The organism is Paracoccus subflavus (genome assembly GCF_004310345.1).
In the GTDB taxonomy this organism is placed as follows: Bacteria; Pseudomonadota; Alphaproteobacteria; order Rhodobacterales; family Rhodobacteraceae; genus Paracoccus; species Paracoccus subflavus.
This window is the reverse complement of the sequence record NZ_SISK01000010.1, coordinates 38894-61364: the sequence shown is the minus strand read 5'-3', so window position 1 is coordinate 61364 and position 22471 is coordinate 38894. Positions and strand designations below refer to the sequence as shown.

The window sequence follows — 22471 nt, the reverse complement described above, 5'->3', positions numbered from 1 at the left end:
GTCCTTTCAGGCGGCTTGCAGGGTGGTCCGGGTCTGGCGGATCGACAGGTGCATCCACAGCGTGCAGGCCGCGACCAGGGCAAACAGCACCCAGAAGCAACTGGCCCAGGCGCCGGTCCCGTCCTTCAGCCAGCCGAACAGCAGCGGCAGGGCGAACCCGCCCAGGCCGCCGATCATGCCGACCAGACCGCCCACCGCGCCGACGTTCTGCGGGTAATAGGTGGGGATATGCTTATAGACGGCGGCCTTGCCCAGGCTCATGAAGAAGCCCAGAACAAAGATGACGGCCAGAAAGGCCCAGACCGGCAGGCCGGGCAGCAGCGCAAGGATGCCCGTGGCAGCCAGCGACACCAGAAATGTCGCATACATCACGGCCCGCGCGCCGATCCGGTCCGACAGCACGCCGCCATAGGCCCGGAAAATCGAGGCCGGGATCGAATAGGCCGCGCCGATCATGCCGGCGGTCTTCACGTCAAGGCCATAAACCCCGATCAGGTAATGGGGCAGCCACAGCGCCAGCGCGACAAAGGCCCCGAAGCTGAAGAAATAATACGCCGAAAAGCGCCACACCCTCAGGTTCTGCAGGGGCGCGAATTCGGCACGCAAACTGCGCAGGGGCGTGCGGTCGCCCCGGCGGGCGGCGGTGACGGGATCGTCCTTGGACAAGGCCCAGAACGCCAGGGCGGTCAAGACCAGCACCCCCGCCCAGATCTGCGCGGTGGCCTGCCAGCCGAACGCGATCATCACAAAGGGCGCCACGAACTTGGTCAGCGCCGCACCGACATTTCCGACGCCAAAGATGCCCAGCGCCGTGCCCTGCCGCGTCCCGTCGAAGAAGCGCGAGACATAGGCCACGCCCACGGCAAAGGAACCGCCCGCGATGCCCACGCCCAGCGCGGCCAACAGCATCTGCTGATAGGTCGTGGCCCAGGACAGAAGAAAGGTCGCCGCCGCGGCGGCCAGCATCGTCAGCGTATAGACGGCCCGTCCGCCGATGCGGTCGGTGGCGACGCCCAGAACCACCCGCACCAGCGATCCGGTCAGGATGGGCATCCCGACCAGCAGGCCGAACTGGGTGTCGGACAGGCCAAGCTGCTGCTTGATCTGGATGCCGATGATGGAAAAGATCGTCCAGACCGCAAAGCAGACGGTAAAGGCTGCGGTGGACAGGGTCAGGGCGCGATGCGCGTCGCCGGAGGCGGCGGGGGATGGTGCGGACATGGATGGCTCCGATGGCAGGCTGAAATCAGGGGCTGTCGGAAAGCGTGCAGCAGCGGTCGCCCGATAGACCGGCGCCAGGCCGTCACGCTTTCGGAAAATGCCGCATCGTTGCGAGCGGGCCTTGTGGCACATCATTGCGCCGGGCCATGGGTCGATCCTTAGCCACCGTCCCAGCCACGCCCAAGCCTTTTGTGCGGTTTTCAGACGCATTGCCCGTATCCATGCCCCGGACGCGGCAAGTTTGTGCGCCCCTGCCCGCGCTTTGGTCAGTTTGCCAACGCGAACCGGACGCCATGGCGGCGGGCTGACGGAACGACCCGGCCGCGGGCCGCCGATCGGGACGGAAAAACCAGCCGGACCCGGCGCGCGCTCCGACCGGTTTGTCAGGCGTCCTGCATCGCTTGGGGAAAGACTTGCGCAGCCGGATCGCGAAAGGCCCAGGGCGACCCCAGGGACAGGCACATCTCCTCGCCCGGATGGGCACGGCGGGGGGCATGGGCGACCAGCGTCTCGCCTTGGGTTTCCAGCACCAGGCGAAAGCGTCCGCCCTGATAGGCGCATCCGCTGACACGGGCGCGGATGGGGCCGGCCGGATCGATGCGGACCTGTTCGGGGCGAACACAGATATGGGTCGGCGCGGCGCTGCCGCACCGGGCCTGGATCGGCTGGCCAACCGCCCGGACAACGATACGGCCGCCGATGGGCGTATCCGTGGCGGCAAGGGCGATCACCGCGCCATCGCCGACAAAGCCCGCCACGAAACAATCCTGCGGGCGGTCATAAAGGGCTTCGGGCGAATCGAACTGCCTGATCCGGCCACCCTGCATCACCGCCACGCGGTCGGCAAAGGCCAGCGCCTCGGTCTGGTCGTGGGTGACATACAGCATCGTCGCGCCGGTGCGGCGGTGAAAGGCCGCGAATGCCTCTTGCATGGCGGCGCGCAGCGCAAGATCGAGATTGGCCAGCGGCTCGTCCAGCAGCACCGCGCGCGGATCGGCCACAAGGCAGCGGGCCAGCGCCACACGCTGCCGTTGCCCGCCCGACAGTTGCGCGGGCGCGCGGTCGGCAAAGGCCGTCAGGCCGGTCACATCCAGCGCCTCGGCCACGCGGCGTCGGCGCTCGGCCACGGGAAGCCGCCGCACCTCCAGCGGGTAAGCCACATTGCCCGCCACGGTCTTGTGCGGCCACAGGGCATAGGACTGGAACACGATGCCGATGTTGCGGTCCTCGGGCGGCACGAACGTTCCCGGCCCTGCAAGCACCTGCCCGTCCAGGGTCACGCTGCCGGTGTCCGGCACCTCGAATCCCGCCGTCAGGCGCAAAAGCGTGGTCTTGCCGCAGCCCGACGGACCCAGAAGGGCCACGAACTCTCCTTTCTGGATCCGGGCGTCGATCCCGTCCAGGGCGCGTGCGCCGGCAAAGGTCTTTGAAATCCCCGAAAAGATCAGATCTGCCATGGCACGGTTCCTTTTGGCAGACGGGACGAACCAAGCTGAACGATTCCCATGAGAAGGATGACCAGCGCGACGATCGAGGCGGCAAGGGCCGAGGCCATCACCGTATCGCCGCTGTCCTCGAGGTTGAAGATGACCACGCCCAGCGTTTCCGTTCCGCCCGTCCACAAAAGGGCCGAAACGGTCAGTTCATTCACCGCCGTCAGGAACACAAGGATCGCCCCTGCCGCCGCCGCGGGCGCGGCCAAGGGCAGCACGATGGTGCGCAGGCGGCGGCCCAGGCGCGCCCCTGCGCTGGCGGCCGCTTCCTCCATCGCGGGGTCAAGCTGGCCGATGGCCGCCTGTACCGGGCGCAGCATCACGACAAGAAAGCGCGACAGGTAAGCCAGCAGGATGATCGTCAGCGTGCCGTAAAGCGTGATCCCGAAAGGCAGCCGCATAAACGCCAGAATGCAGGAGATTGCCAGCACCACCCCCGGCAAGGCGTAGGGCAGGTCGATCAGGGTATCGACGGCGCGGGTCATGCGCGTCGGGCGGCGGCTGGTGATCCAGGCCAGCGGAATGGCGACGGCCATCAGGATCAGGGCGGCCAGGCCCGCCAGGAACAGGGAATTGGCATAGGCGCGGCGCGTGACCGGCTGGTTCAGCAGAACCTCGACCCAGGCGCGGAGGGTTGCCGTTTCCGCTGTCAGGGGCACCCCATAGGCGGGGATCAGCGATGTCGCCAGAAGCGCCAGAAGCGGCACCACAAGCGTCAGGACGATAAAGATCCACAAGAGCATCTCGACCAGCGGACGCCTGCGGCCGAGCGAAAGGGTCAAGGGCTGCGCGGACAATCCCGCAAGGCCATAGGCGCGACGGCCCAAAAACAGCCTGCCCGCAAGCACCCCCGCGATTGCGACCGTTCCGATCAGCAACGCCAGCACCGCCACCTCGGGCAGCACCGACTGGCCCATCCCCGTCAGCCGCTGATAGATCAGGGTAGGCAGCGTGGAGTAACGGGCGGGAATGCCGAGCATCGCAGGAATGCCGAAATTGCCAAGGGCGGTGACAAAGGTCATCGCGCCGCCGGCGGCCAGGCTTGGCAGGCTGAGCGGCAGGACGATCTGCGCCCAGACCCGCCAGCCCCGGGCGCCGGAAATTCGGGCCGCCTCGATCAGATCGCCGGGAATCAACCGCAGGCCCGCGCGCAGGGTCAGAAACACGATCGAGGCGTGCTGGATGCCCAGCAGCACCGCGATTCCCCAAGCGGAATGCAACGGCTGCGGACTGCCCAGCGGCGGCGCGGCGCCAAGCGTGCGCAACAGGACCGAGGACGGTCCGGTGACCTGCATCCAGGCCAGGGCGGTGATCTGCGGCGGGATCATCATCGGAATCATCAGGCAGAACACCAGCGCCCCCTTGGCGCGGATGTCGGTCAGGGCAACGGCAAAGGCAAATGCGGCCCCGATCAGGACCGCGATCACCGTGCCCGACCCCGCCGTGACAAGCGAATGCCACAAGGCGATCCGCGTGCTGTCGCGGCCCAGAACCTCGGCCGCATGGGACAGCGTCAGGCCACTGCCGATGCCGAGGGCTTCGGCCAGAAGGCGCATGATCGGCCCAAGCGCGATCAGCACGACCGGCAGCATCAGCAACGGAATCAGCCGGTCCAGGGACCGGCTGACGGCATCCCCGGAAATGGCGGTCATTGAACGCCAAAGATCTCCGCAAAGCGGGCCTTGTTCGCTTCGGTGTCCGCAAGGGCCTTGGCGGCATCGAATTCCATCAGCTTCAGGCTGTCGCGGGACGGAAAGCCCTCGGGGCTGGAGATGCCGTTACGCGCCGGGATATAGCCCATGTCGGCGACCAGTTGCTGGCCTTCCTCGGACAGAACGAAATCGACGAATTTTTCGGCCGCCTCGCGGCTGGCCGCGCCTTCCATGATGGCGACCGGCTCGGTCACATAGGTCAGACCTTCGGCGGGAAAGACGAAATCGACGGGCGAACCTTCGGCCTTGGCCCGCAGGGCCATGTAGTCCACCAGGATGCCATAGGGCTTTTCACCCGAGGCAACCGCCTTGAACACGCCGCCATTGCCGCCTTCGGCCCGCACCTCATTGGCGGCCAGCGCCTCGTAATGATCCCATCCCAGATCGCCATTGCCGGTCAGCGTCGCAAGATGGATCAGCGCCGCACCCGAGTAGAGGGGCGAGGGCGAAACGACCATGCCCTTGTATTCCGGCTTCTCGAGGTCCGCCCATGAGGCGGGGATGTCGGTCGCCCCGGTGTTGTAGACGATGCCCGTCGTGATCAGCTTGGTCGAATAGTAATAGCCATCCGCGCTGTAGAGGGCCGGATCATAGCCGTCGGCCTCGGGCGAGGCATAGGCCGCCAGCTTGCCGTCCTGCGCCAGTCCTTCCAGCGTGACCGTGTCGGCGATCAGCAGAACGTCCGGCTGCTGGGCGCCTGCCTCAATCTCGGCGGCCATGCGCGTCATCAGTTGGGTTGTGCCGTCCCGCACCCATTCGACGTCAATTCCGGGATTGGCGGCCTCGAAGGCGTCCACGGTCTTTTGGGCATCCTCGTTCGGCTGCGATGTGTAAAGCCTCAGTGTTTCGGCCGAGGCGGCAGCCGGTATCGCCAGAAAGGGCATCATCGCAAGGGCAAGACGGGACATGGTGATCTCCAGACGGATTTCGTTTTCAGGCAAGGCCATATCTGCGCCGGGTGACGAAACGATGACAGATCCACGATGGTCCGTATCGGGCCTGATGCGGCAGGGTTGAACCGATGGGGACAGTTTCCTTGAATTCAGAATGCAATACTTTTATCCTCATCTCGTCACCAAGGGCGAATCGCTGTCTCGGGACGAGATCGGCGGCTGTGGGAGGAGAAGCTCAATGACGATTCAGCAGAATTTCGTGAACGGCCGCTTTGTCGAGAGTGCCGGCAGCGATCTTATCGACGTGTTCAACCCGGCGCGCGATACGCGCATCTCGCAGGTGCCCGACACCTCGGCCGAAGGGGTCAGCGCCGCGGTGGATGCCGCACGCCGCGCGCAACGCGACTGGGAACGCCTGCCCGCGATCCAGCGCGCCGGGTTCCTGCGCGAGATATCGGCCCGGATACGCGACAATGCCGAAGAAATCGCGCGGGTCATTTCCGAGGAACAGGGAAAGATTCTGCCGCTGGCACGGGTCGAGGCGGCCTTTACGGCCGATTACATCGACTACATGGCCGAATGGGCGCGCCGGATCGAGGGCGAGATTCTTCAATCCGACCGTCCGGGGGAAAACATTTTCCTGTTCCGCCAGCCTGTCGGCGTCGTGGCGGGAATTCTGCCCTGGAACTTTCCGTTCTTCCTGATCGCCCGGAAAATGGCCCCGGCCTTGATCACGGGCAACACGATCGTCATCAAACCCAGCGAAGAAACCCCGAACAATGCTGCCCTGTTCGCGCGGCTGGTGACCGAGACCGGCCTGCCCCAGGGCGTGTTCAACATCGTCTATGGCCGCGGCGGCACCACCGGGCGGGCCCTGACCCAGCACCCGGACGTGCGCATGGTCAGCTTTACCGGCAGCGTGGAAACCGGGTCCAAGATCATGGCCGATGCCGCGACGAACATCACCAAGGTCAACCTGGAACTGGGCGGCAAGGCGCCGGCCATCGTCACGGCGGATGCCGATCTGGATCTTGCCGCGCGGGCCATCACCCAGTCGCGGACCTTGAACACCGGGCAGGTCTGCAACGCCGCGGAACGCGTCTATGTGGACCGGCGCGTGGCGGATGAATTCACCGACAAGCTGGTCAAGGCCATGGATGCGGTGCGTTATGGCGATCCGCTGGGCAATGACGAAATCGACATGGGGCCGATCATCAACCGCGCCGGCGTGGAAAAGATCGACGCGCTGGTCCGCTCGGCCATCGACTCGGGTGCCCAGCCCGCCCTGGGGGGCAATGTAGCCGATCTGGGCGTCGGCAACCACTACAAGCCAACGGTGCTGGTCAACTGCCGGCAGGACATGGACATCATCAGCCGTGAAACCTTTGGCCCCGTGCTGCCCCTGGTCGAAGTCGATGGCCTGGACGAGGCGATCACCTATGCCAACGACACGTCATACGGGCTGACCTCGTCGATCTATACCACGAATGTCGGATCGACGATGCGGGCCTGCAACGAGTTGCGCTTTGGCGAGACTTATGTCAACCGGGAGAACTTCGAGGCTATGCAGGGCTTCCATGCCGGCCGCGGAAAATCCGGAATTGGCGGCGCGGATGGAAAGCATGGGCTGTATGAATACACGGAAACCCATATCTGCTATGTCCAGAACTAAACTCTGAGTTGCTTGTTGACGACCGCCGCAACGTGTCGGCACCATGCGGCCGGAGGGGAACCATCCGGCCGTTTTCGGTCGAAGCAGGAGTTTTGAGATGCACCCCATCGCCACCGCCCCCAGCCGTGCCGAACAGGTCTATACGGCCATTCGCGACAGCATCTGCGATGGCAAGATGACCCCCGGCACCCATCTGGTCCAAGAGGAACTGGCAGCGCAACTGGGGGTGTCGCGCCAGCCGGTGCAGCAGGCACTGCTGCTGTTGAAAAACGAACGGCTGGTGGTCGAGGTGGGCGCCCGAGGGCTGTATGTGGCGCCGTTGAACCCCGATGACGTGATCCATCATTACCAGATCCGCATCGTGCTGGATCAACTGGCCGCGCGGCTGGTGACGGAAAGGGCTGCCGCGTCGTCCCCCTGGGCCGCCGAACTGCGCCGGCGCGGAGAGGAAATCCTGATCGAGGGGGAAGCCGCGCGAAACCGCCACAGCGCCCCCGATGCCGTCAGTCACGATGTCCGCTTTCATTCCTTCATCTACGAAATGTCGGGCAATCCCTTTATTGCGGACACGGCCTCGGCACACTGGAACTATCTCCGCCGCGTGATGATCGCCGTGTTGCTGCACGCAGAACGGGGCAAGATCGTGTGGCATCAGCATCGTGAAATCCTGGATGCCTTGCTGGCGGGTGATCCTGCCGCATCGGAACGCCTGGCGGCTCATCATGTGATTGGCGCACAGAATGCGCTGCTCCGCACGCTTTCCGAACGTGAACTCTGAATAACTGAACCATTCTTCTGACCGGATGGCGCCGAAGCCTGCGAATCAGTTGACAGCCTCGACCTCTTGCCACATTCTGAATTCCGAATTCAGCAGCAGGGGGGAGAAATGCAGCTGAGTCTGACCAAGGGGCTGATTCTGGCCTGCGCCCTGTCGACGGCGACATGGCCTGTCCTGTCTTCGGCCGAAACGGAACCGTCTGCGGCTGCCGATGAGGCCGCCACAACCCCGGCCGCGCAACCAGAAGGCACATCTTCGACGCAGCCCGCCGTGGCGGCCCCCTCGGCGGCAGCCCCCTCGGCGGCGGCCCCGGCGGCGGCGGATGTCCAGACGGGTGACCAGACGGCGGCCCTGCCCGAAGGCGTCACCCCCGAGATGATGGCCGATGGCGAAGAGCTGTTCTTCCAGAACTGCAGGCGCTGCCACGGGATGCGGGGCAAGGCAGGGGTTCCCCTGGCCGGAAACGAGAACATCGCCGATCCCAGCTATATCGCCGGAATGATCATCAACGGGGCAGGCTACATGCCGGCCCTAGGGGGTCATCTGGACGATGACCAGATCGCCGCCATCGCCACCTTTGCCCGCAACAGTTGGGGCAACGCCTATGGACCCGTCACCCCGCAGGACGTCCAGGACATGCGATAAGGCGCCGGCCCAGCCTGCCCGGCACCACTCAACATGGAGGAGAGACTTAAATGCACGGACTTTTCCGATCGGTCTCGCTGATCGCCCTTGTGCTGGCGGGACCGGCCCTGGCCGAGATCGCCGATTACAGCGACGTCACGGCCGAACGCCTGACCAATCCCGAAGATGGCAACTGGCTGCAAACCCGCCGCACCTATGACGGCCAGGCCCACAGCCCGCTGACCCAGATCACCCGGGACAACGTGGCCCAGTTGACCGAAGTGTGGAGCCATCCGACCGGCCCCTATCGCCCGGCACCGGAATTCACGGCGTTGCCCGCCAGCGGCGCCCATCAGGCGGCAGCCATCGTCAACGACGGCGTGATGTTCATGACCACGCATGACAACCAGGTCATCGCCATGGATGCCAAGACGGGCGAGGAACACTGGCGCTATCAGCATCCGCTGCCCCCCGACCTGGTGCCCGTTCATCCCGCCAACCGCGGTGTCGCCCTGTGGGAGGACAAGGTCTTCATCGCGACCCAGGATGCGATGGTGGTCGCGCTGAACGCGCGCACGGGCGAGAAGCTGTGGTCCCAGACCATGGCGGATTGGCTCGAAGGCTATTACTCGACCCTTGCCCCGCTGGTCGTGAACGGCAAGGTGATGGCCGGAGTTTCGGGCGGCGAGTTCGGGATCCGCGGCTTTGTGCAGGCTTTCGACGCCGAAACCGGCGATCCTGTCTGGAAAACCTATACCATTCCCGAACCAGGCCAGCCGGGCAGCGAATCCTGGCCGGGCGACACCTGGCAGACCGGGGGCGGCCCCATCTGGATCACCGGCAACTATGACCCCGAGGCGAACCTGGCCTATTGGGGCGTCGGCAACGCCGCGCCCTGGGTGGGTGCGCTGCGGCCGGGCGACAACCTGTACACCACATCGACCATCGGTGTTAATCCGGACACCGGCGCCATCGCCACCCATTTCCAGTATCACTGGAACGACACCTGGGACTGGGACGAGGTCGTCCCGCCGACGCTGATCGACCTCGAGGGCGAAAACGGCGAGGCGCAGAAGCTGGCTGTCCGGTTCGCCCGCAACGGCTATATCTACAAGCTGGACCGCAGCGACGGGAAACTGTCCTTTATCGAGGGCAAGCCCTATGTGTACCAGAACGCCTTCACCGGGCTGGATCCGGAAACGGGCCGTCCCGAATACAACCAGGAAAACCTGCCCGGCCTCGGCAAGCGCGTCGAATTCTGCCCCTCGGCCTGGGGCGGGCGCGACTGGCCGGCGGAATCCTATGACCCCGCAACCGCGACGGTGTTCATCTCGGTCAACGAAAACCATTGCGGGTCCATGGAAGGTTCCCCGGTCGAATACGAACCGGGCGTGCTGTTCCTGGGTTCCGGCCTGGAAATGACCCCGACCGACGCGGCCAAGGATCATATCGGGGCCGTGCAGGCCTGGGACATCCGCACGATGGAAAAGAAGTGGCAGGTGAACTTCAAGTCGCCGAACTGGGGTCCGACCCTGTCCACAGCGGGCGGCCTTGTCTTCCTGGGCGGCACCAACGACGCGATGTTCCGTGCCCTTGACGCGGAAACCGGGGACGAACTGTGGTCCACCCGGCTGGATGGCGGCGTGGTCTCTCCGCCCACCAGCTTCGAGGTTGACGGAAAGCAGTACATCGCCGTCACGACCGGCTGGGGCGTCGATGCCGAACGTTTCCAGGGCTATATCGACGCGGCCTGGGGCACCAAGACCGAAGTTCCTCAGGGTGGCACGGTCTACGTGTTCGCCCTGCCCTGAAACGGAACGGAGGGAGCCATGGCCATGCGCGGATGGGGGACGATCCTGGGACTGGCAGGCCTTCTGGCCCTGCCGCTGATCCCGGCCCCCGCCCGGGCATGGACCCTGTCGGTGTGCAGGGCGCCGGATTCGGCACCCTACACCCGCCCCGACGGGACCGGCATCGACGACCGCGTGGCCACGATCCTTGCCGAGGCGATGGGGGCCGAGTTGAAGATCGTTCCCCTGCCCGACCGGCGCACCCGCACCTTGCGCCGGTTCCTGCATGGGGGCGGATGCGACATCGCGCTGAGCGTGCCGGACAAGCGGCAAGGGTTCCAGACATCCCAGGTGTACTATGCGACCGGGTTCGTCTTCATGACGCAGGATGGCGGCGCCCGGTTGCCCGCCTCGCTGGATGATCCTGCGCTCGGGTCGCTGCGCATCGGGGTCGCGGGCGATCCGCAGCATCCGATCCCGCCGGTCATCGCCCTGGCCAAGCGCGGCCTGACCGACCGGCTGCGCTATTTCCCGCAGGCCCGCTTGGATGATGCGGCCACCGGGCGGATGGTCCAGGCCTTGGCCGACAACGAGATCGACCTGGCCATTCTCTGGGGGCCGACGGCCGCGTCGGTGGCCGCGCACCGGCCCGGACTGCGCCTTTCCCTGGTCACGCCCGAAATCGACCTGCCGGTGCTGCCCATGGTGGCGATGTTCACGATCGGCATGAGGCCGGGCGACCTTGCGCTGCGCAACGACATCGATCGGACCCTGGATCAGAGATGGGATGAAATCCAGGTGGTCCTGCGGGATGCGGGGATCCCGACACGGCCCGTCAACCGCCGCGGCGGCGCCCCCCGCGAAGGGAGGGAATGATGCCGTCCCTTGTCCTGACGCGGCGGCATATCCTGACAACGGCCTTGGCAGCCGGCCTTGCCGCCCCGGCTCTGGTGCGTGCGGCCCGGCCATCGCTCAGGGTCGGTGCGATCCTGCCCCTTGCCGGCGGCGGCTTGCCGCTGGTCGGCAGCAACCTGTCGATCCCTGCCGAGGCTGCGCGCAAGGGCCTGTTGATCGCAACCGAGGATCTGGAACGCGCCACCCCCGCCGGCACCGAACCCCACAGGCTGCTGCTGGCCAACGCGCCCAATGCGGAACCGGCGCAGCGTGCGGCCGAACGGCTGGTCGAACGCGATGGCGCGACGGTCCTGATCGGCGGCTTTTCGGCAGAAGACGCCGAGGCAATCGGCACGGTCGCGCAGGATGCCGGCGCTCTTTTCATCAACATTGCCGCCCCGGCCGATGCGCTGCGAAGCAGGTTCTGCGGGGGCAACGCGCTGCACTTCGAGGCGGCGGGCAGCACCTATCTGTCCGCCCTGCACGAACTGCACGCAGGTCAGGGCCGCCATCGCTGGCATCTGATCCAGCAGGACGACTCCACCCATGCCGATCTGCTTGTTCGGGCCCAGAACGAGCTGGATCGCGCGGGCGCCCGGATCGCGGGGATCAGCACGGTCGGTGGGGAATCGGTCATGTTCCGCCGGGCGCTGTCCGAGGCATGCGACAGCGGTGCGGATGTGGCGCTGCTGCTGACCGACTGGCTGGTGCAACTGAACCTGCTGGCCACCGCCGAAAGCATGAAGGCAGAACTGCCCATCACCGGCTTTCCCTGGGCCGCCACGCAGACCCGCGATTTCTACAACCGCTGTCGCCAGCTTGCGCCGACCACGGGCAGCGCCGCGCGCGTCGCGCTGTGGGAAGCACGGGTGGACAGGGCCGAGGCCGCCGCCCTCAGCGCCGATTTTCTGGCCCGCTGGCGCGTTCCGATGGATGCCTCGGCCTGGGCCGCGCAGGCCGCCCTCCGCCTTACGGCCCAGGCGGCGGACGCCGTCGGCGCCACCGGCGGTCGCGATCTGGCCGCATGGATGTCCGATCCGACGCGCGCCCCTGCCATCGGCAAGGACGGCGCGAGCTTTGACGCCGCGACCGGCCAGTTGTGCCAGACGCTTTACGCGGTGCGGGTCGATCCCGCCGCCACCAGCGATCTGACCCCGGCGGCCATGACCGGACGCGCCGAACTGCTTGGCCTGATCGAACCGCGAACGACGGCGGCGGCGGACTGTGCGACGGCGCCCCGCGCTGGATAGCCCGCCGGTTCAGGCGGCAAGGAACCGATGAAGGAAAGGCCCGGCTGGGTCGAGGAGGAAACATGAGGCAGTTGCTGACTTTGGGTGGCCTGCTCGATGCTCAGGCGCGAATGGCCCCGGATCGACTGGGCGCCCGCGATCTGGACCGCGCGCTGACCTTTGGGCAATGGAATGCCCGGGCGCGGCGTCTGGCGAATGCCTTGACCACCGGACTGGGGCTGGTCAAGGGCGATCGCGTCGCCGTGCTGGCCTATAACCGGCTGGAATGGGCCGAAATCTATGCGGCCTGCGCCAAGGCCGGACTGATCGTGGTGCCTCTCAATTTCCGCCTTGCCGCGCTTGAGATGCGCTTCATTCTCGAGGATGCGGGGGCCGCCTGCGTGCTGGCCGAACATGCGCTGCACGGGCTGATCGAGGAAGTGCGCGAAAGCCTGCCGGTTTCCGCAAGCCGCTTTGTCCATTTCGGGGCCGAGACGCCCCCCCCGGGTTGGCGGTCCTATGAGGATCTGATTGCCCAGGCGTCCGACAGCGCGCCGGGCGCGGTGGTTGCGGACAGCGATCCATGGGCGCTGATGTACACCTCTGGCACGACCGGCAAGCCCAAGGGGGTGATCCGCAGCCATCGCGGCATGACACTGGTGTCGCTGGTCACCGAGATCGAACTGTCGATCGGCCGCAAGGACGACGCGCTGCTGGTCATGCCGATGTGCCACGCGAATTCGCTGAACTTCTTTTGCTCGTTCGCACATTGCGGCGGCGTGAACACGATCTATTCGCGCCCGAGCTTTGATCCCGAACATGCCCTGTCGGTGATGGAAAGGATCGGCTCTACCTTCACCTCGCTGGTGCCGACGCACTACATCATGATGCTGGCCGCACAAAAGGCGGGCCGCAACCGTGACCTGGGCGCGATGCGAAAGATGATGATCTCGTCCGCGCCGGCCCGTGCGGACACCAAGCGCGAGGTCATGGAAATGTTTCCGAACTCGGGCCTGTTCGAGCTTTACGGCTCGTCCGAGGCGGGCTGGGTCACGATGCTGCATCCCGATGAACAGTTCACCAACCTCGGCACGGTGGGGCGCGAATGCGTGGGCTCTGCCCCGATCCGGTTGCTGGACGACGCCGGGAACGAGGTTCCCGACGGCAGCGCCGGAGAGCTGTATTCCTGCACGCCCTATACCTTCGACGGCTATTGGAACCAGCCCGAAAAGACCGCCGAGGCGTTCCGCGGGGATTATTGCACCGTGGGCGACATGGCGCTGCGCGACGAACAGGGCTTCATCCGGTTGATCGACCGCAAGAAGAACATGATCATATCCGGCGGCGAAAACATCTATCCCTCCGAGGTGGAGACGGTGCTGGGCGCGTTTCCTGCCGTCAGGGATGTGGCCGTGATCGGGCTCCCCGATGAGAAATGGGGCGAACGGGTGCATGCGGTCGTCGTCTTGCACGACGGCGCCAGCGCCTCGGAACGGGAATTGATCGCCTGGTGCGAAACCCGGATCGCGCGGTTCAAGCTGCCGCGCAGCATCAGCTTTGTGGCCGATGAGGACATACCGCGCACCGCGACGGGAAAGGTGCAGCACCGCCTGCTGCGCGAACGGCTGATGGATCGGACCGCCGCAGCCTGATGCGGCGGTTGCGGGACATGGGGGCACCCTGTCCGGGGTCGGGGTTCTTTTCCCGATTTCCAGACAAACGGTTCAGGTTAGGAGGGACGGAAGAATGACGGATGTCACGGTTGCGGCGCTGGTTGCACGGACCCTGAAGGCGCGCGGCGTGCAGCGGGTGTTTGCGCTGTGCGGGGGACATATCATGCCGATGTGGATGGCGCTGGACGCCGAAGGCATCGAGATCGTCGATGTGCGCGACGAGCGGTCGGCGGTGATGATGGCCCATGCCGCCGCAGCCGTCAGCGGCCGGCTGGGCGTGGCCCTGGTCACTGCCGGTCCGGGCGTCACGAACGCCATGACCGGCATCGCCAATGCCCATGTCTCGCGCATTCCGGTGCTGGTGATCTCGGGCCTGCCGCCTCGTCCGCAGGAAAACCGCGGTGCGCTGCAGGACATGGTCCATGTCGAATTCCTGCGCCCCCTGACCCGGTATGCCCGCACCGTGCGCCACGTCACCGCCGTGCCGCGCGAACTGGACGCGGCCATCGCCGCGGCCATGGGACAGGCCGGCGAGGCCGGGCCGAGCTATCTGGACCTGCCGGTGGACCTGCAGCGGGAAACCGTGCCCCCGGTGCTGTGCCAGGGCGAGCATCTGCGCGGCAGGGACCGCCCCAGGGTGGTGCCCCTTGCCGCCGATCTGGATGCCGCCGCCGACATGATCGCCCGCGCCTCCCGCGTGCTTGTGGTCTCGGGGCGGGGGGCGAATGGCGCAGGGCCCCAACTGGCCGCGTTCCTGTCAGCATCGGGCGCGGCCTATCTGGATACCGGCGAATCCAAGGGCCTCGTTCCGTCCGACCACCCGTCCCATATCGCCGCGATGCGGGGGACCGCCATGAAACAGGCGGATCTGGTCATCACCGTGGGCCGCAAGCTGGATTTCCAGCTTGCCTACGGCTCGCCTGCGGTCTTTGGGAACGCGGCCTTTCTGCGGATTTCGGATCAGCAGGCCGAACTTTCGGACAATCGGCTGGGCAGTCTCGCATTGGCTGGCGAGGTGGCCGAAATCCTTGCGGCACTGGCCGAACGGCTTTCCCAAAGCGGACTGACCGGGGGGCGCTCCTGGCTGGCCGAGATGTCCCAGGGACATCGCGCGCGCGCCGGGGCCATGCAGGCCAAGATGGATTCGGCGCCCCCCGGACCCGATGGCCGCATCAACCCGAACCGCCTGCTGGCCGAAATCCGCCGCAGGCTGGACCCCGAGGCCATCGTCATCGCCGACGGCGGCGACATCCTCAGCTTTGCCCGCGTCGCGCTCGAGGGTCGGACCTATCTCGACCCCGGCCCGCTGGGCTGCATCGGTATTGCCACGCCCTTTGCCATCGGCGCGGCCAAGGCTGCCCCGGGACGACAGGTCGTGGCGGTCACGGGCGACGGGTCCTTCGGTTTTACCGCCATGGAGATCGACACGGCCGTGCGCCATCGCGTCCCGGCGCTGATCGTCATCAGCAACAACGGGTCATGGGCGATCGAGGTCCGCGACCAGACGGAAAGCTTTGGCCGCGTCGTCGGCACGCGGCTGCAATATGCCGACCATGCGGCGATGGCCCGCGCCTTTGGCATGCAGGCATGGCGAGTCACGACGCACGAGGAAATCGGCCCGGCGCTGGATCAGGCGCTGGCCGTGGTGCGCAACGGCGCGCCTGCGCTGATCGATGCAGTGACCAGCCCCGATATCGCGTCCTCGGACAGCAAATCGGGTCTGGCATGGGTGCCCGATTACCAGGCGCTTGAAGCCTGGGACACCGCAGAACGGGAGTGGCTGGCAGGATCATCGGAGGAGTGAGCCTGCCGCCAGAAGGACATCAAGGGAGAAGAACATGAATATCGTACGAAAACTGTCGCGCGCATGGGCGCTGGCTGTCGGCCTTGCGCTGCCTTTGGCGGCGGAGGCCCAAGAGGTCACGCTGCGGCTGGCCCACGTCTTTCCCAAACAAAGTTCGGTCGGCGAGGCGGCCAACCGCTTTGCGGAACTGGCCAGTGAGCGCAGCAACGGACGCATCGAGGTCGCGGTCTTTCCGGCGGGCCAGCTTGGCGGTGACGAGGCGATCGGGCGCGAGCTGTCGCGCGGCACCATTCAGTTGGCTTTCATCAACCCGAACTCGATGGTCGGGATCGATCCGCTGTTCGACTTTCACATCCTGCCCTTCGTGGCGCAATCCTATGAGGAAGCCGACCGGATCTATTACGGAGAGCCGAACGTCATCCATCGCACCCTGAACGAGACGATGGAGCGTCACCGGCTGAAGAACCTCGGCTATTTCGAGAACGATTTCCGCGCCATCTCGAACTCGCGCAGGCCGGTCGCTTCCGTGGCCGATCTGCAGGGCCTCAAGATGCGTGTGGTGCCGTCGCAGTCGCTGAAGCTCTTGTTCGAGAAGGCGGGCGTTCAGGTCGTCACCCTGCCGTTTCCGGAAATCTTCACCGCGCTTCAGCAAGGCGCCGTGGATGGGCAGGAAAACGGTGTCATCCTGATCGACCAGGCGCGTTTCTTCGAAGCGCAGAAATACGTCACCCTGTCGAACCATTCCTATGTGATGTCCAGCATCGCTGCCAGCCAGCGGGCCCTGGACGATCTTTCGCCCGAGGATCAGGCGCTGCTGACAGCCATCGGTGACGAGGTCGGCAAGTGGCAGGTCCAGCGCAACCGCGAGAATGTCGCAACCGCTCTTGAGAACATTCGCGCCGCCGGGCTGGAGATCACCGAACTGTCCCCCGAGGCGGTGGCCGAATTCCGCGCGCTGGCCGAAGAGGTCTGGGCCGAACTGACCCCCGTCTATGGCGAGGAGCGGGTGGCCGAGCTGCGGACCCTGATCGATGGCTGAACGCGGCGGGACGGCGGCGCGCCCCCCTTTACCGGCGGACCGGTACCCGTGGTTCCGCCGGATGCAGTCGCTGGAAAGGGGAATCGTGGCGGGTGAAAAGACTGTCTGCGCCGTGGCGCTGCTGGTCATGGCCTTGACCACGGTCGCATCGGTCGTGGTGCGCAACCTGGGGCTGGCGCTGCCGAACTATTCCGAAATCGGCCTTGCCGCACTGGTCCCGCTGACCCTGATCGGGGGCGCCCTGTGCACCTATCTGGGCAGCCATATCTCGGTCGAGATCGTCCATGCCCTGGGCAGCCCCCTGCTGCGCCGGGCGGCGGCGGCCATCACGGCGGTTGGAGTGCTGGCCTTTGCCGCCATCTACTTTCGCAGCGGCTGGATCCTGATGCAGGAATTCCGTCTGACGGGCGACAAGCTGCTTGATCTGGGGACGCCCTTGTGGCCGCTGGCGGCGCTGTTCCCGGTGGGAATGGCGTTGATGGCCTTTCATGTTGTCCTGCAGGTGATCGCGATGGCGATCGGCCCCGACAACCGGGGGGTTGCGCCATGATCCTGGTTCTTCTGGGCTTTCTGCTGATCGGCCTGCCGGTCGGGATCGCGTTTTCGCTGTTCATCCTGATCCAGCCCGAACGCTGGAACGTTTCTCTGGATTATGCCGCGCAAACGACCCTGGACGCGCTGCTGGTCTATCCCTTCCTGGCCATCCCGCTGTTCATGCTGGCGGGCGAGCTGATGACCCAGGGCGGCCTGACCCGCCAACTGGTCGGCGTCAGCAAGCGCATGATGGCGCATGTCCCGGCCTCGATGGGTCACATCATGATCGGCGCCAGCGCGATGATGGGGGCGGTCACGGGTTCGTCGGTCGCAGCCGTCGCGGCCATTGGGCGCGCGCTTGGCCCCGAGATGCTGCAAAGGGGCTACAAGCCCGGATATGTCGGTGCGCTCAACGCCTCGGCCGGCCTGCTGGGGGTTCTGCTGCCGCCGTCGATCCCACTGATCCTTTATGGCTCGGCGGTGGGCGCGTCGATCACCCAGCTTTTCCTGGCGACATTGCTGCCGGGTCTGATCTTTGTCGTCGCGATCATGGCGGTCCATGCCCTGCGGGCGCGCCATGTCCTTGAGAATGGCATCGAACACGAGGCCCCCTCGGCGACGGCCAGCCGGACCTTTGCAGCCGAATTCCTGTCGGCATTGCCTGCATTGTTCATGCCGGTCATGGTTCTGGGCGGCATCTACACGGGCATCTTCACCCCCACCGAGGCGGCGGGCGTGGCTGCGGTCTATGCCCTGCTTTACATCGTCGTCTCGCGCTCGGTCGGATCGCGCCAGCTTGGCGACGCCTTCGTGCGCGCCGCGATCAGTGCGGCTGCTGTGATGTTCATCATCGGCTTTACCACGATCTTCAACCGGGCGCTGACCCTGGAACAGATTCCGCAAGACCTTGCGACCTTTGCGATCGACCTGACGCAGAACCCGCTGCTGTTCCTGCTGCTGGTCAATCTGGCGCTGCTGGTGGTCGGCATGTTCATGGAAACCAGCGCGGCCATTCTTCTGATGGGTCCGTTGCTGGCCCCCGCAGCCACCCAATACGGGATCGACCCGATCCATTTCGGGATCATTGTCGTCATCAATATCGAGATCGGCCTGCTGACGCCGCCGCTTGCCGCCAATCTCTACGTGGCCTCGCTGACGAACCGCATTCCGATCATGGCGCTGCTGCGTCAGATCGGCTGGTTCCTGCTGGCCTGCCTCGTCATGCTGGCGGCGATCACCTATGTGCCCGGAATTGCGCTGTGGTACCGCATCCTGCCGGGATACTGACATGCAAAAGGAGGTGCAGGTGCATCCCAGAACCATCCTTGTTACCGGGGCATCCAGCGGGCTTGGCGCGCATTTCGCCCAGGTCCTGGCGCAGGACGGCATCCGCGTGATCCTTGCCGCCCGCAGCGAAGATCGGATCGCCCGGCAGGCCCAGGCAATCCGCGACACAGGCGGACTGGCCGAGGCAGTGGCGATGGACGTGGCCGATCCGGCCTCGGTTGCGCAGGCGTTCGGGCAGGTCGACGGGCGCATCGACGTGGTCGTGAACAATGCCGGGATCACCGCCACCGGGCCTGCCATCGACACCGATCCTGCCGAATTCGGCAAGGTGCTCGACACCAATGTCAAGGGCGTCTTCCATGTGGCGCAGGCGGCCGCCCGGCGGATGCGCGACCAGAAAGGCGGCGCCATTGTGAACGTGGCCTCGATCCTGGGCTTTCGCGTGGCGGGCAATGTCGCCGCCTATACCGCGTCCAAGGCGGCGGTGGTGCAACTGACGCAAGCCCTGGCCCTGGAATGGGCGCGGTACGGCATCCGCGTGAATGCGCTCTGCCCCGGTTATATCGAGACGCCCCTAAACCGCGATTTCTTCGCCACCGATGCAGGCCAGACGCTGATCCGGCGGATTCCGCAGCGCCGTCTGGGTCAGCTTTCGGACCTCGAGGCGCCCCTGCGACTGCTGTGTTCCGAGGAATCACGCTACATGACGGGATCGTCCATCGTCGTTGACGGCGGCCACCTTTGCTCCAGCCTGTGAGGTTTCGATGGATTTCACCATTTCCCCGCGCATCGAGGATTATCGGCGCCGCATCGCCCGTTTTGTGGAAAACGAGCTTCTGCCGCTCGAACAGGATCGCGCCAGCTTCGACCCGCACGAGAACATCCGCCTCGATCTTCTTGAAACGCTGCGCGCCAGGGCCAGGTCCGAGGGTCTGTGGTGCCTGCAACTGAAGCAGGAAACCGGCGGTCAGGATCTGGGCCGCATGGGCATGGCGGTGTGTTACGAGGAAATGAACCGCTCGATCTTCGGGCCGGTCGTGTTCAACTCGGCTGCGCCCGACGACGGCAACATGATGGTGCTGGAAAAGGTCGGCACGCCCCGGCAGAAGGAACGCTGGCTTCAGCCCATCGTGGACGGCCGCGTTCGGTCGGCCTTTGCGATGACCGAACCTCATCCCGGCTCGGGCTCGGACCCCGGCGGCATGATGCTGACCACCGCAACCCGCCAGGGCGACCGCTACCGCATCCGAGGCCGCAAATGGTTCATCACCGGGGCCGAGGACGCACGCCATTTCATCCTGATCGCGCGCACCTCGGACGATCCGCGCAAGGGGCTCAGCGCCTTTCTGTTCGATCGCGACACGCCCGGCTGGCGCATCGACCGCCGCATCCCGATCATGGGTCCCGAGGAGCATGGCGGCCATTGCGAACTGGTGTTCGAGGATATGGAAATCCCCGCATCGGACATGCTGCTGAACGAAGGCGACGGTCTGAAGCTGACGCAGATACGGCTGGGGCCGGCGCGGCTGACCCATTGCATGCGCTGGCTGGGGCTGTCCAAGCGCTGCGTCGAGATCGCCACGGCCTATGCCCACGAACGATTTGCCTTTGGCGAGCGGCTGTCGAAACGCGAAAGCATCAGCATCATGCTGGGCGATCTGGCCATGCAGATCGAGGTCGGGCGCCTGCTGGTGATGAAGGCGGCCTGGGCGCTGGATCAGGGCAGCTATGCCCGCAAGGAGGTGTCGATGGCCAAGGTCCATGTCGCCAATCTGCTGCACAAGGCCGCCGATACCGCAATCCAGATCAACGGCGCTCGCGGCTATTCCAAGGATACGCCGCTGGAATGGATCTATCGCTATGCCCGGCAGGCGCGGCTGGTCGATGGCGCGGACGAAGTGCACAAGATGGTGCTGAGCCGCAACCTGGATACCGAGGGCCGGGATTTCTGGTCCTGGCCGGTCACCGGAGAAACCGCATGAACGAGATCACGCCCGAGCAGCTCGGCCCTTTCCTGTCCGGCCATTTCGGCCCTGCCGAAACCCGGCTGACGCGGATCGGCGGCGGGCAGTCGAACCCGACCTTTATCGTCGATCACGGCGCCCGCCGGATGGTTCTGCGCAAGCAGCCGGCCGGCGAGATCCTCAGGGGCGCCCATGCCATCGACCGCGAGTTCCGGGTCATGCACGCGCTGGCCGACACCGACGTGCCGGTGCCGCGGACCGTGCTGTTCCATCAGGACCCTGCCCTGCTGGGCACGCCCTTCTATCTGATGGATTTCGTGGAAGGCCGGGTTTTCTCGGACTGTCGCCTTCCCGAACTGGAGCCTGCCGACCGGCGCGCGATCTATCTGTCGATGGTGCAGACCCTGGCGCGGCTGCATCGTGTCAGGCCCGAGGCGATCGGGCTGTCGGATTTTGGCCGTCCCGGCGACTATTTCGCCCGGCAACTGCATCGCTGGACCAGTCAGCTCGAGGCTTCCAGCTTTGCCGAAGACGCGCTGTTGCTGGCGCTGTCGCGGCGGCTGGCACAGGTGCAGCCCCCCGACGACGGGCTGACATCCATCGCGCATGGCGATTTCCGCCTGGGAAACATGCTGATCCACCCGACCGAGCCGCGCGTGATCGCCGTGCTGGACTGGGAACTTTCGACCATCGGTCACCCCTTGGCGGATCTGGGCTTTGTGGCGATGCCCTTTCACACCAGCCCGGACGAATACGGCGGCATCCTGGGCGCGGAAACGCCGGGCATTCCGGACGAAGCGGAATTTTTTGCCGCCTATCGCGACATCCTGCCCCAGGTTCCCGCCCCGCAGCCCTTTCACATCGCCTTTGCCCTGTTCCGTTTCGCGGTGATCTTTGTCGGCATCGCCGACCGCGCCAAGGCAGGCAACGCCGCCGATCCCGAGGCGGCGCGCTATGCGCCCCTGGCCGGACGATTTGCCCAGCGGGCCTGGCAGGTTCTGGAAGAAGGGTCCGGTCAGGGATGATTCACCGTGGCCCGAACAGGATCATCGCCGCGCCGACCAGAATGATCGCGGCGCCTCCCAGATCCCAACGGTCCGGCCTGACCCCTTCGACGATCCACAGCCAGCCAAGCGAAGCCGCGATGTAGACCCCGCCATAGGCCGCGTAGGCGCGACCTGCAAAGTCCGAGGGCGCAAGGCTCAGCGCCCAGGCGAAGGCGGCAAGGCTTGCCATGCCGGGGATTAGCCACAGCGGACTTGCATTCAGGCGCATCCAGGCCCAGACCGCAAAACAGCCCGCGATCTCGGCCACGGCCGCAAGCGCATAGATCCCCAGGCTGGGCCATGGGATCATGCCTCGGCACCGTGGTCCTGGGCGCAAAGACTGTGATCCCCAAGCGTTTCAATCACACGGCAGTCCCGGATCGTGCCGCAGGCGCATTGGTCGATCATCCGGTGCAGTTCGGTCTGGAGCGCCCTTAACCGGGCGATGCGCGCCTGCACCGCCTGCAATTGGGCCTTGGCGATGGCATCGGCCGCGGCGCAGGATTGGTCAGGCTTGTCCGACAGGCTGAGAAGATCGCGGATCGCCTCGAGCGAAAAGCCAAGCTCGCGCGCATGGCGGATGAAGGAAAGACGGTCAAGCGTCGCGCGGTCGTAAATCCGCTGGTTGCCGGCGCTGCGGTCCGCCGGGGGCAAAAGGCCGATCTGTTCGTAATAGCGGATGGTCGGCACCTTGACCCCCGCCGCCTGCCCGAGCCTGCCGATGGTCAGCATAAGATTGTCCTTGAAGCTATAGCGACTAGAGCCCCTAGATAGAATGCCGATCCGATTCGGACAATGGATGCAAGAAAAGGAACGGC

General features: G+C 65.7%; 20 protein-coding genes. 14 read left to right on the top strand and 6 right to left on the bottom strand.

The annotated features are described in order from the left end of the window. Nucleotides 1–6: 6 nt before the first annotated feature. The 4 genes from EYE42_RS12935 to EYE42_RS12920 all read right to left on the bottom strand — a co-directional run bounded on the left by EYE42_RS12935 (nucleotide 7) and on the right by EYE42_RS12920 (nucleotide 5334). Complete coding sequence (locus EYE42_RS12935) at nucleotides 7–1221, bottom strand: MFS transporter (RefSeq protein ID WP_130991739.1); 1215 nt, start codon at nucleotides 1219–1221, stop codon at nucleotides 7–9. Between the two features lie 383 nt (nucleotides 1222–1604). After that, nucleotides 1605–2678, bottom strand: a complete 1074-nt coding sequence (locus EYE42_RS12930) for an ABC transporter ATP-binding protein (protein WP_130991738.1) — start codon at nucleotides 2676–2678, stop codon at nucleotides 1605–1607. After that, on the bottom strand, nucleotides 2666–4366 hold the full coding sequence (locus EYE42_RS12925) for an ABC transporter permease (RefSeq protein ID WP_130991737.1): 1701 nt from the start codon (nucleotides 4364–4366) through the stop codon (nucleotides 2666–2668). The genes EYE42_RS12930 and EYE42_RS12925 overlap by 13 nt, the downstream gene beginning before the upstream one ends. Continuing rightward, on the bottom strand, nucleotides 4363–5334 hold the full coding sequence (locus EYE42_RS12920) for an ABC transporter substrate-binding protein (RefSeq protein ID WP_130991736.1): 972 nt from the start codon (nucleotides 5332–5334) through the stop codon (nucleotides 4363–4365). Before EYE42_RS12920 ends, EYE42_RS12925 begins: the two co-directional genes overlap by 4 nt. A 223-nt stretch (nucleotides 5335–5557) precedes the next feature. On the opposite strand from EYE42_RS12920, the gene aldA reads away from it, so the two are divergent. The 14 genes from aldA to EYE42_RS12850 all read left to right on the top strand — a co-directional run bounded on the left by aldA (nucleotide 5558) and on the right by EYE42_RS12850 (nucleotide 21632). Further along, on the top strand, nucleotides 5558–6991 hold the full coding sequence (gene aldA, locus EYE42_RS12915; protein ID WP_130991735.1) for an aldehyde dehydrogenase: 1434 nt from the start codon (nucleotides 5558–5560) through the stop codon (nucleotides 6989–6991). 97 nt (nucleotides 6992–7088) lie between these two features. Continuing rightward, nucleotides 7089–7769 (top strand): GntR family transcriptional regulator, encoded by a 681-nt coding sequence (locus EYE42_RS12910; RefSeq protein ID WP_165455791.1) that lies wholly within the window; start codon nucleotides 7089–7091, stop codon nucleotides 7767–7769. Between the two features lie 108 nt (nucleotides 7770–7877). Continuing rightward, nucleotides 7878–8414, top strand: coding sequence for a c-type cytochrome (locus EYE42_RS12905; protein WP_130991733.1), 537 nt, complete (start codon nucleotides 7878–7880; stop codon nucleotides 8412–8414). Nucleotides 8415–8464: 50 nt separating this feature from the next. Continuing rightward, entirely contained in the window at nucleotides 8465–10204 is a 1740-nt protein-coding gene (locus EYE42_RS12900; protein WP_130991732.1) for a PQQ-dependent dehydrogenase, methanol/ethanol family, read from the top strand. 18 nt (nucleotides 10205–10222) lie between these two features. Beyond that, nucleotides 10223–11059 carry a type 2 periplasmic-binding domain-containing protein gene (locus EYE42_RS12895; RefSeq protein ID WP_130991731.1) on the top strand — a complete coding sequence of 279 codons (837 nt, stop codon included), beginning with the start codon at nucleotides 10223–10225 and terminating at the stop codon, nucleotides 11057–11059. Beyond that, entirely contained in the window at nucleotides 11059–12327 is a 1269-nt protein-coding gene (locus EYE42_RS12890; protein WP_165455790.1) for an ABC transporter substrate-binding protein, read from the top strand. Before EYE42_RS12895 ends, EYE42_RS12890 begins: the two co-directional genes overlap by 1 nt. Before the next feature lie 62 nt (nucleotides 12328–12389). Beyond that, a complete protein-coding gene (locus EYE42_RS12885; RefSeq protein ID WP_130991729.1) occupies nucleotides 12390–13958 on the top strand; it encodes a class I adenylate-forming enzyme family protein in 1569 nt (522 codons plus the stop codon). 94 nt (nucleotides 13959–14052) lie between these two features. Beyond that, nucleotides 14053–15783: a thiamine pyrophosphate-binding protein gene (locus EYE42_RS12880; protein WP_130991728.1), complete on the top strand. Its 1731-nt coding sequence runs from the start codon at nucleotides 14053–14055 to the stop codon at nucleotides 15781–15783. A 34-nt stretch (nucleotides 15784–15817) separates the two neighbouring features. Continuing rightward, entirely contained in the window at nucleotides 15818–16822 is a 1005-nt protein-coding gene (locus tag EYE42_RS12875; RefSeq protein WP_130991727.1) for a TRAP transporter substrate-binding protein, read from the top strand. Between the two features lie 61 nt (nucleotides 16823–16883). Beyond that, nucleotides 16884–17372 carry a TRAP transporter small permease gene (locus EYE42_RS12870; protein ID WP_165455789.1) on the top strand — a complete coding sequence of 163 codons (489 nt, stop codon included), beginning with the start codon at nucleotides 16884–16886 and terminating at the stop codon, nucleotides 17370–17372. Then, nucleotides 17369–18643: a TRAP transporter large permease gene (locus EYE42_RS12865; RefSeq protein ID WP_130991725.1), complete on the top strand. Its 1275-nt coding sequence runs from the start codon at nucleotides 17369–17371 to the stop codon at nucleotides 18641–18643. Before EYE42_RS12870 ends, EYE42_RS12865 begins: the two co-directional genes overlap by 4 nt. A 19-nt stretch (nucleotides 18644–18662) precedes the next feature. Continuing rightward, nucleotides 18663–19400: an SDR family NAD(P)-dependent oxidoreductase gene (locus EYE42_RS12860; RefSeq protein WP_246020794.1), complete on the top strand. Its 738-nt coding sequence runs from the start codon at nucleotides 18663–18665 to the stop codon at nucleotides 19398–19400. Between the two features lie 7 nt (nucleotides 19401–19407). Then, nucleotides 19408–20625 (top strand): acyl-CoA dehydrogenase family protein, encoded by a 1218-nt coding sequence (locus EYE42_RS12855; protein ID WP_130991723.1) that lies wholly within the window; start codon nucleotides 19408–19410, stop codon nucleotides 20623–20625. After that, a complete protein-coding gene (locus EYE42_RS12850) occupies nucleotides 20622–21632 on the top strand; it encodes a phosphotransferase family protein (protein WP_130991722.1) in 1011 nt (336 codons plus the stop codon). Before EYE42_RS12855 ends, EYE42_RS12850 begins: the two co-directional genes overlap by 4 nt. Before the next feature lies 1 nt (nucleotide 21633). Here EYE42_RS12850 and EYE42_RS12845 read toward each other — a convergent pair whose 3' ends face one another. Beyond that, nucleotides 21634–21963, bottom strand: coding sequence for a YnfA family protein (locus tag EYE42_RS12845; RefSeq protein WP_130991721.1), 330 nt, complete (start codon nucleotides 21961–21963; stop codon nucleotides 21634–21636). Continuing rightward, entirely contained in the window at nucleotides 21960–22385 is a 426-nt protein-coding gene (locus EYE42_RS12840) for a MerR family transcriptional regulator (protein WP_130991720.1), read from the bottom strand. Before EYE42_RS12840 ends, EYE42_RS12845 begins: the two co-directional genes overlap by 4 nt. Nucleotides 22386–22471 lie beyond the last annotated feature (86 nt).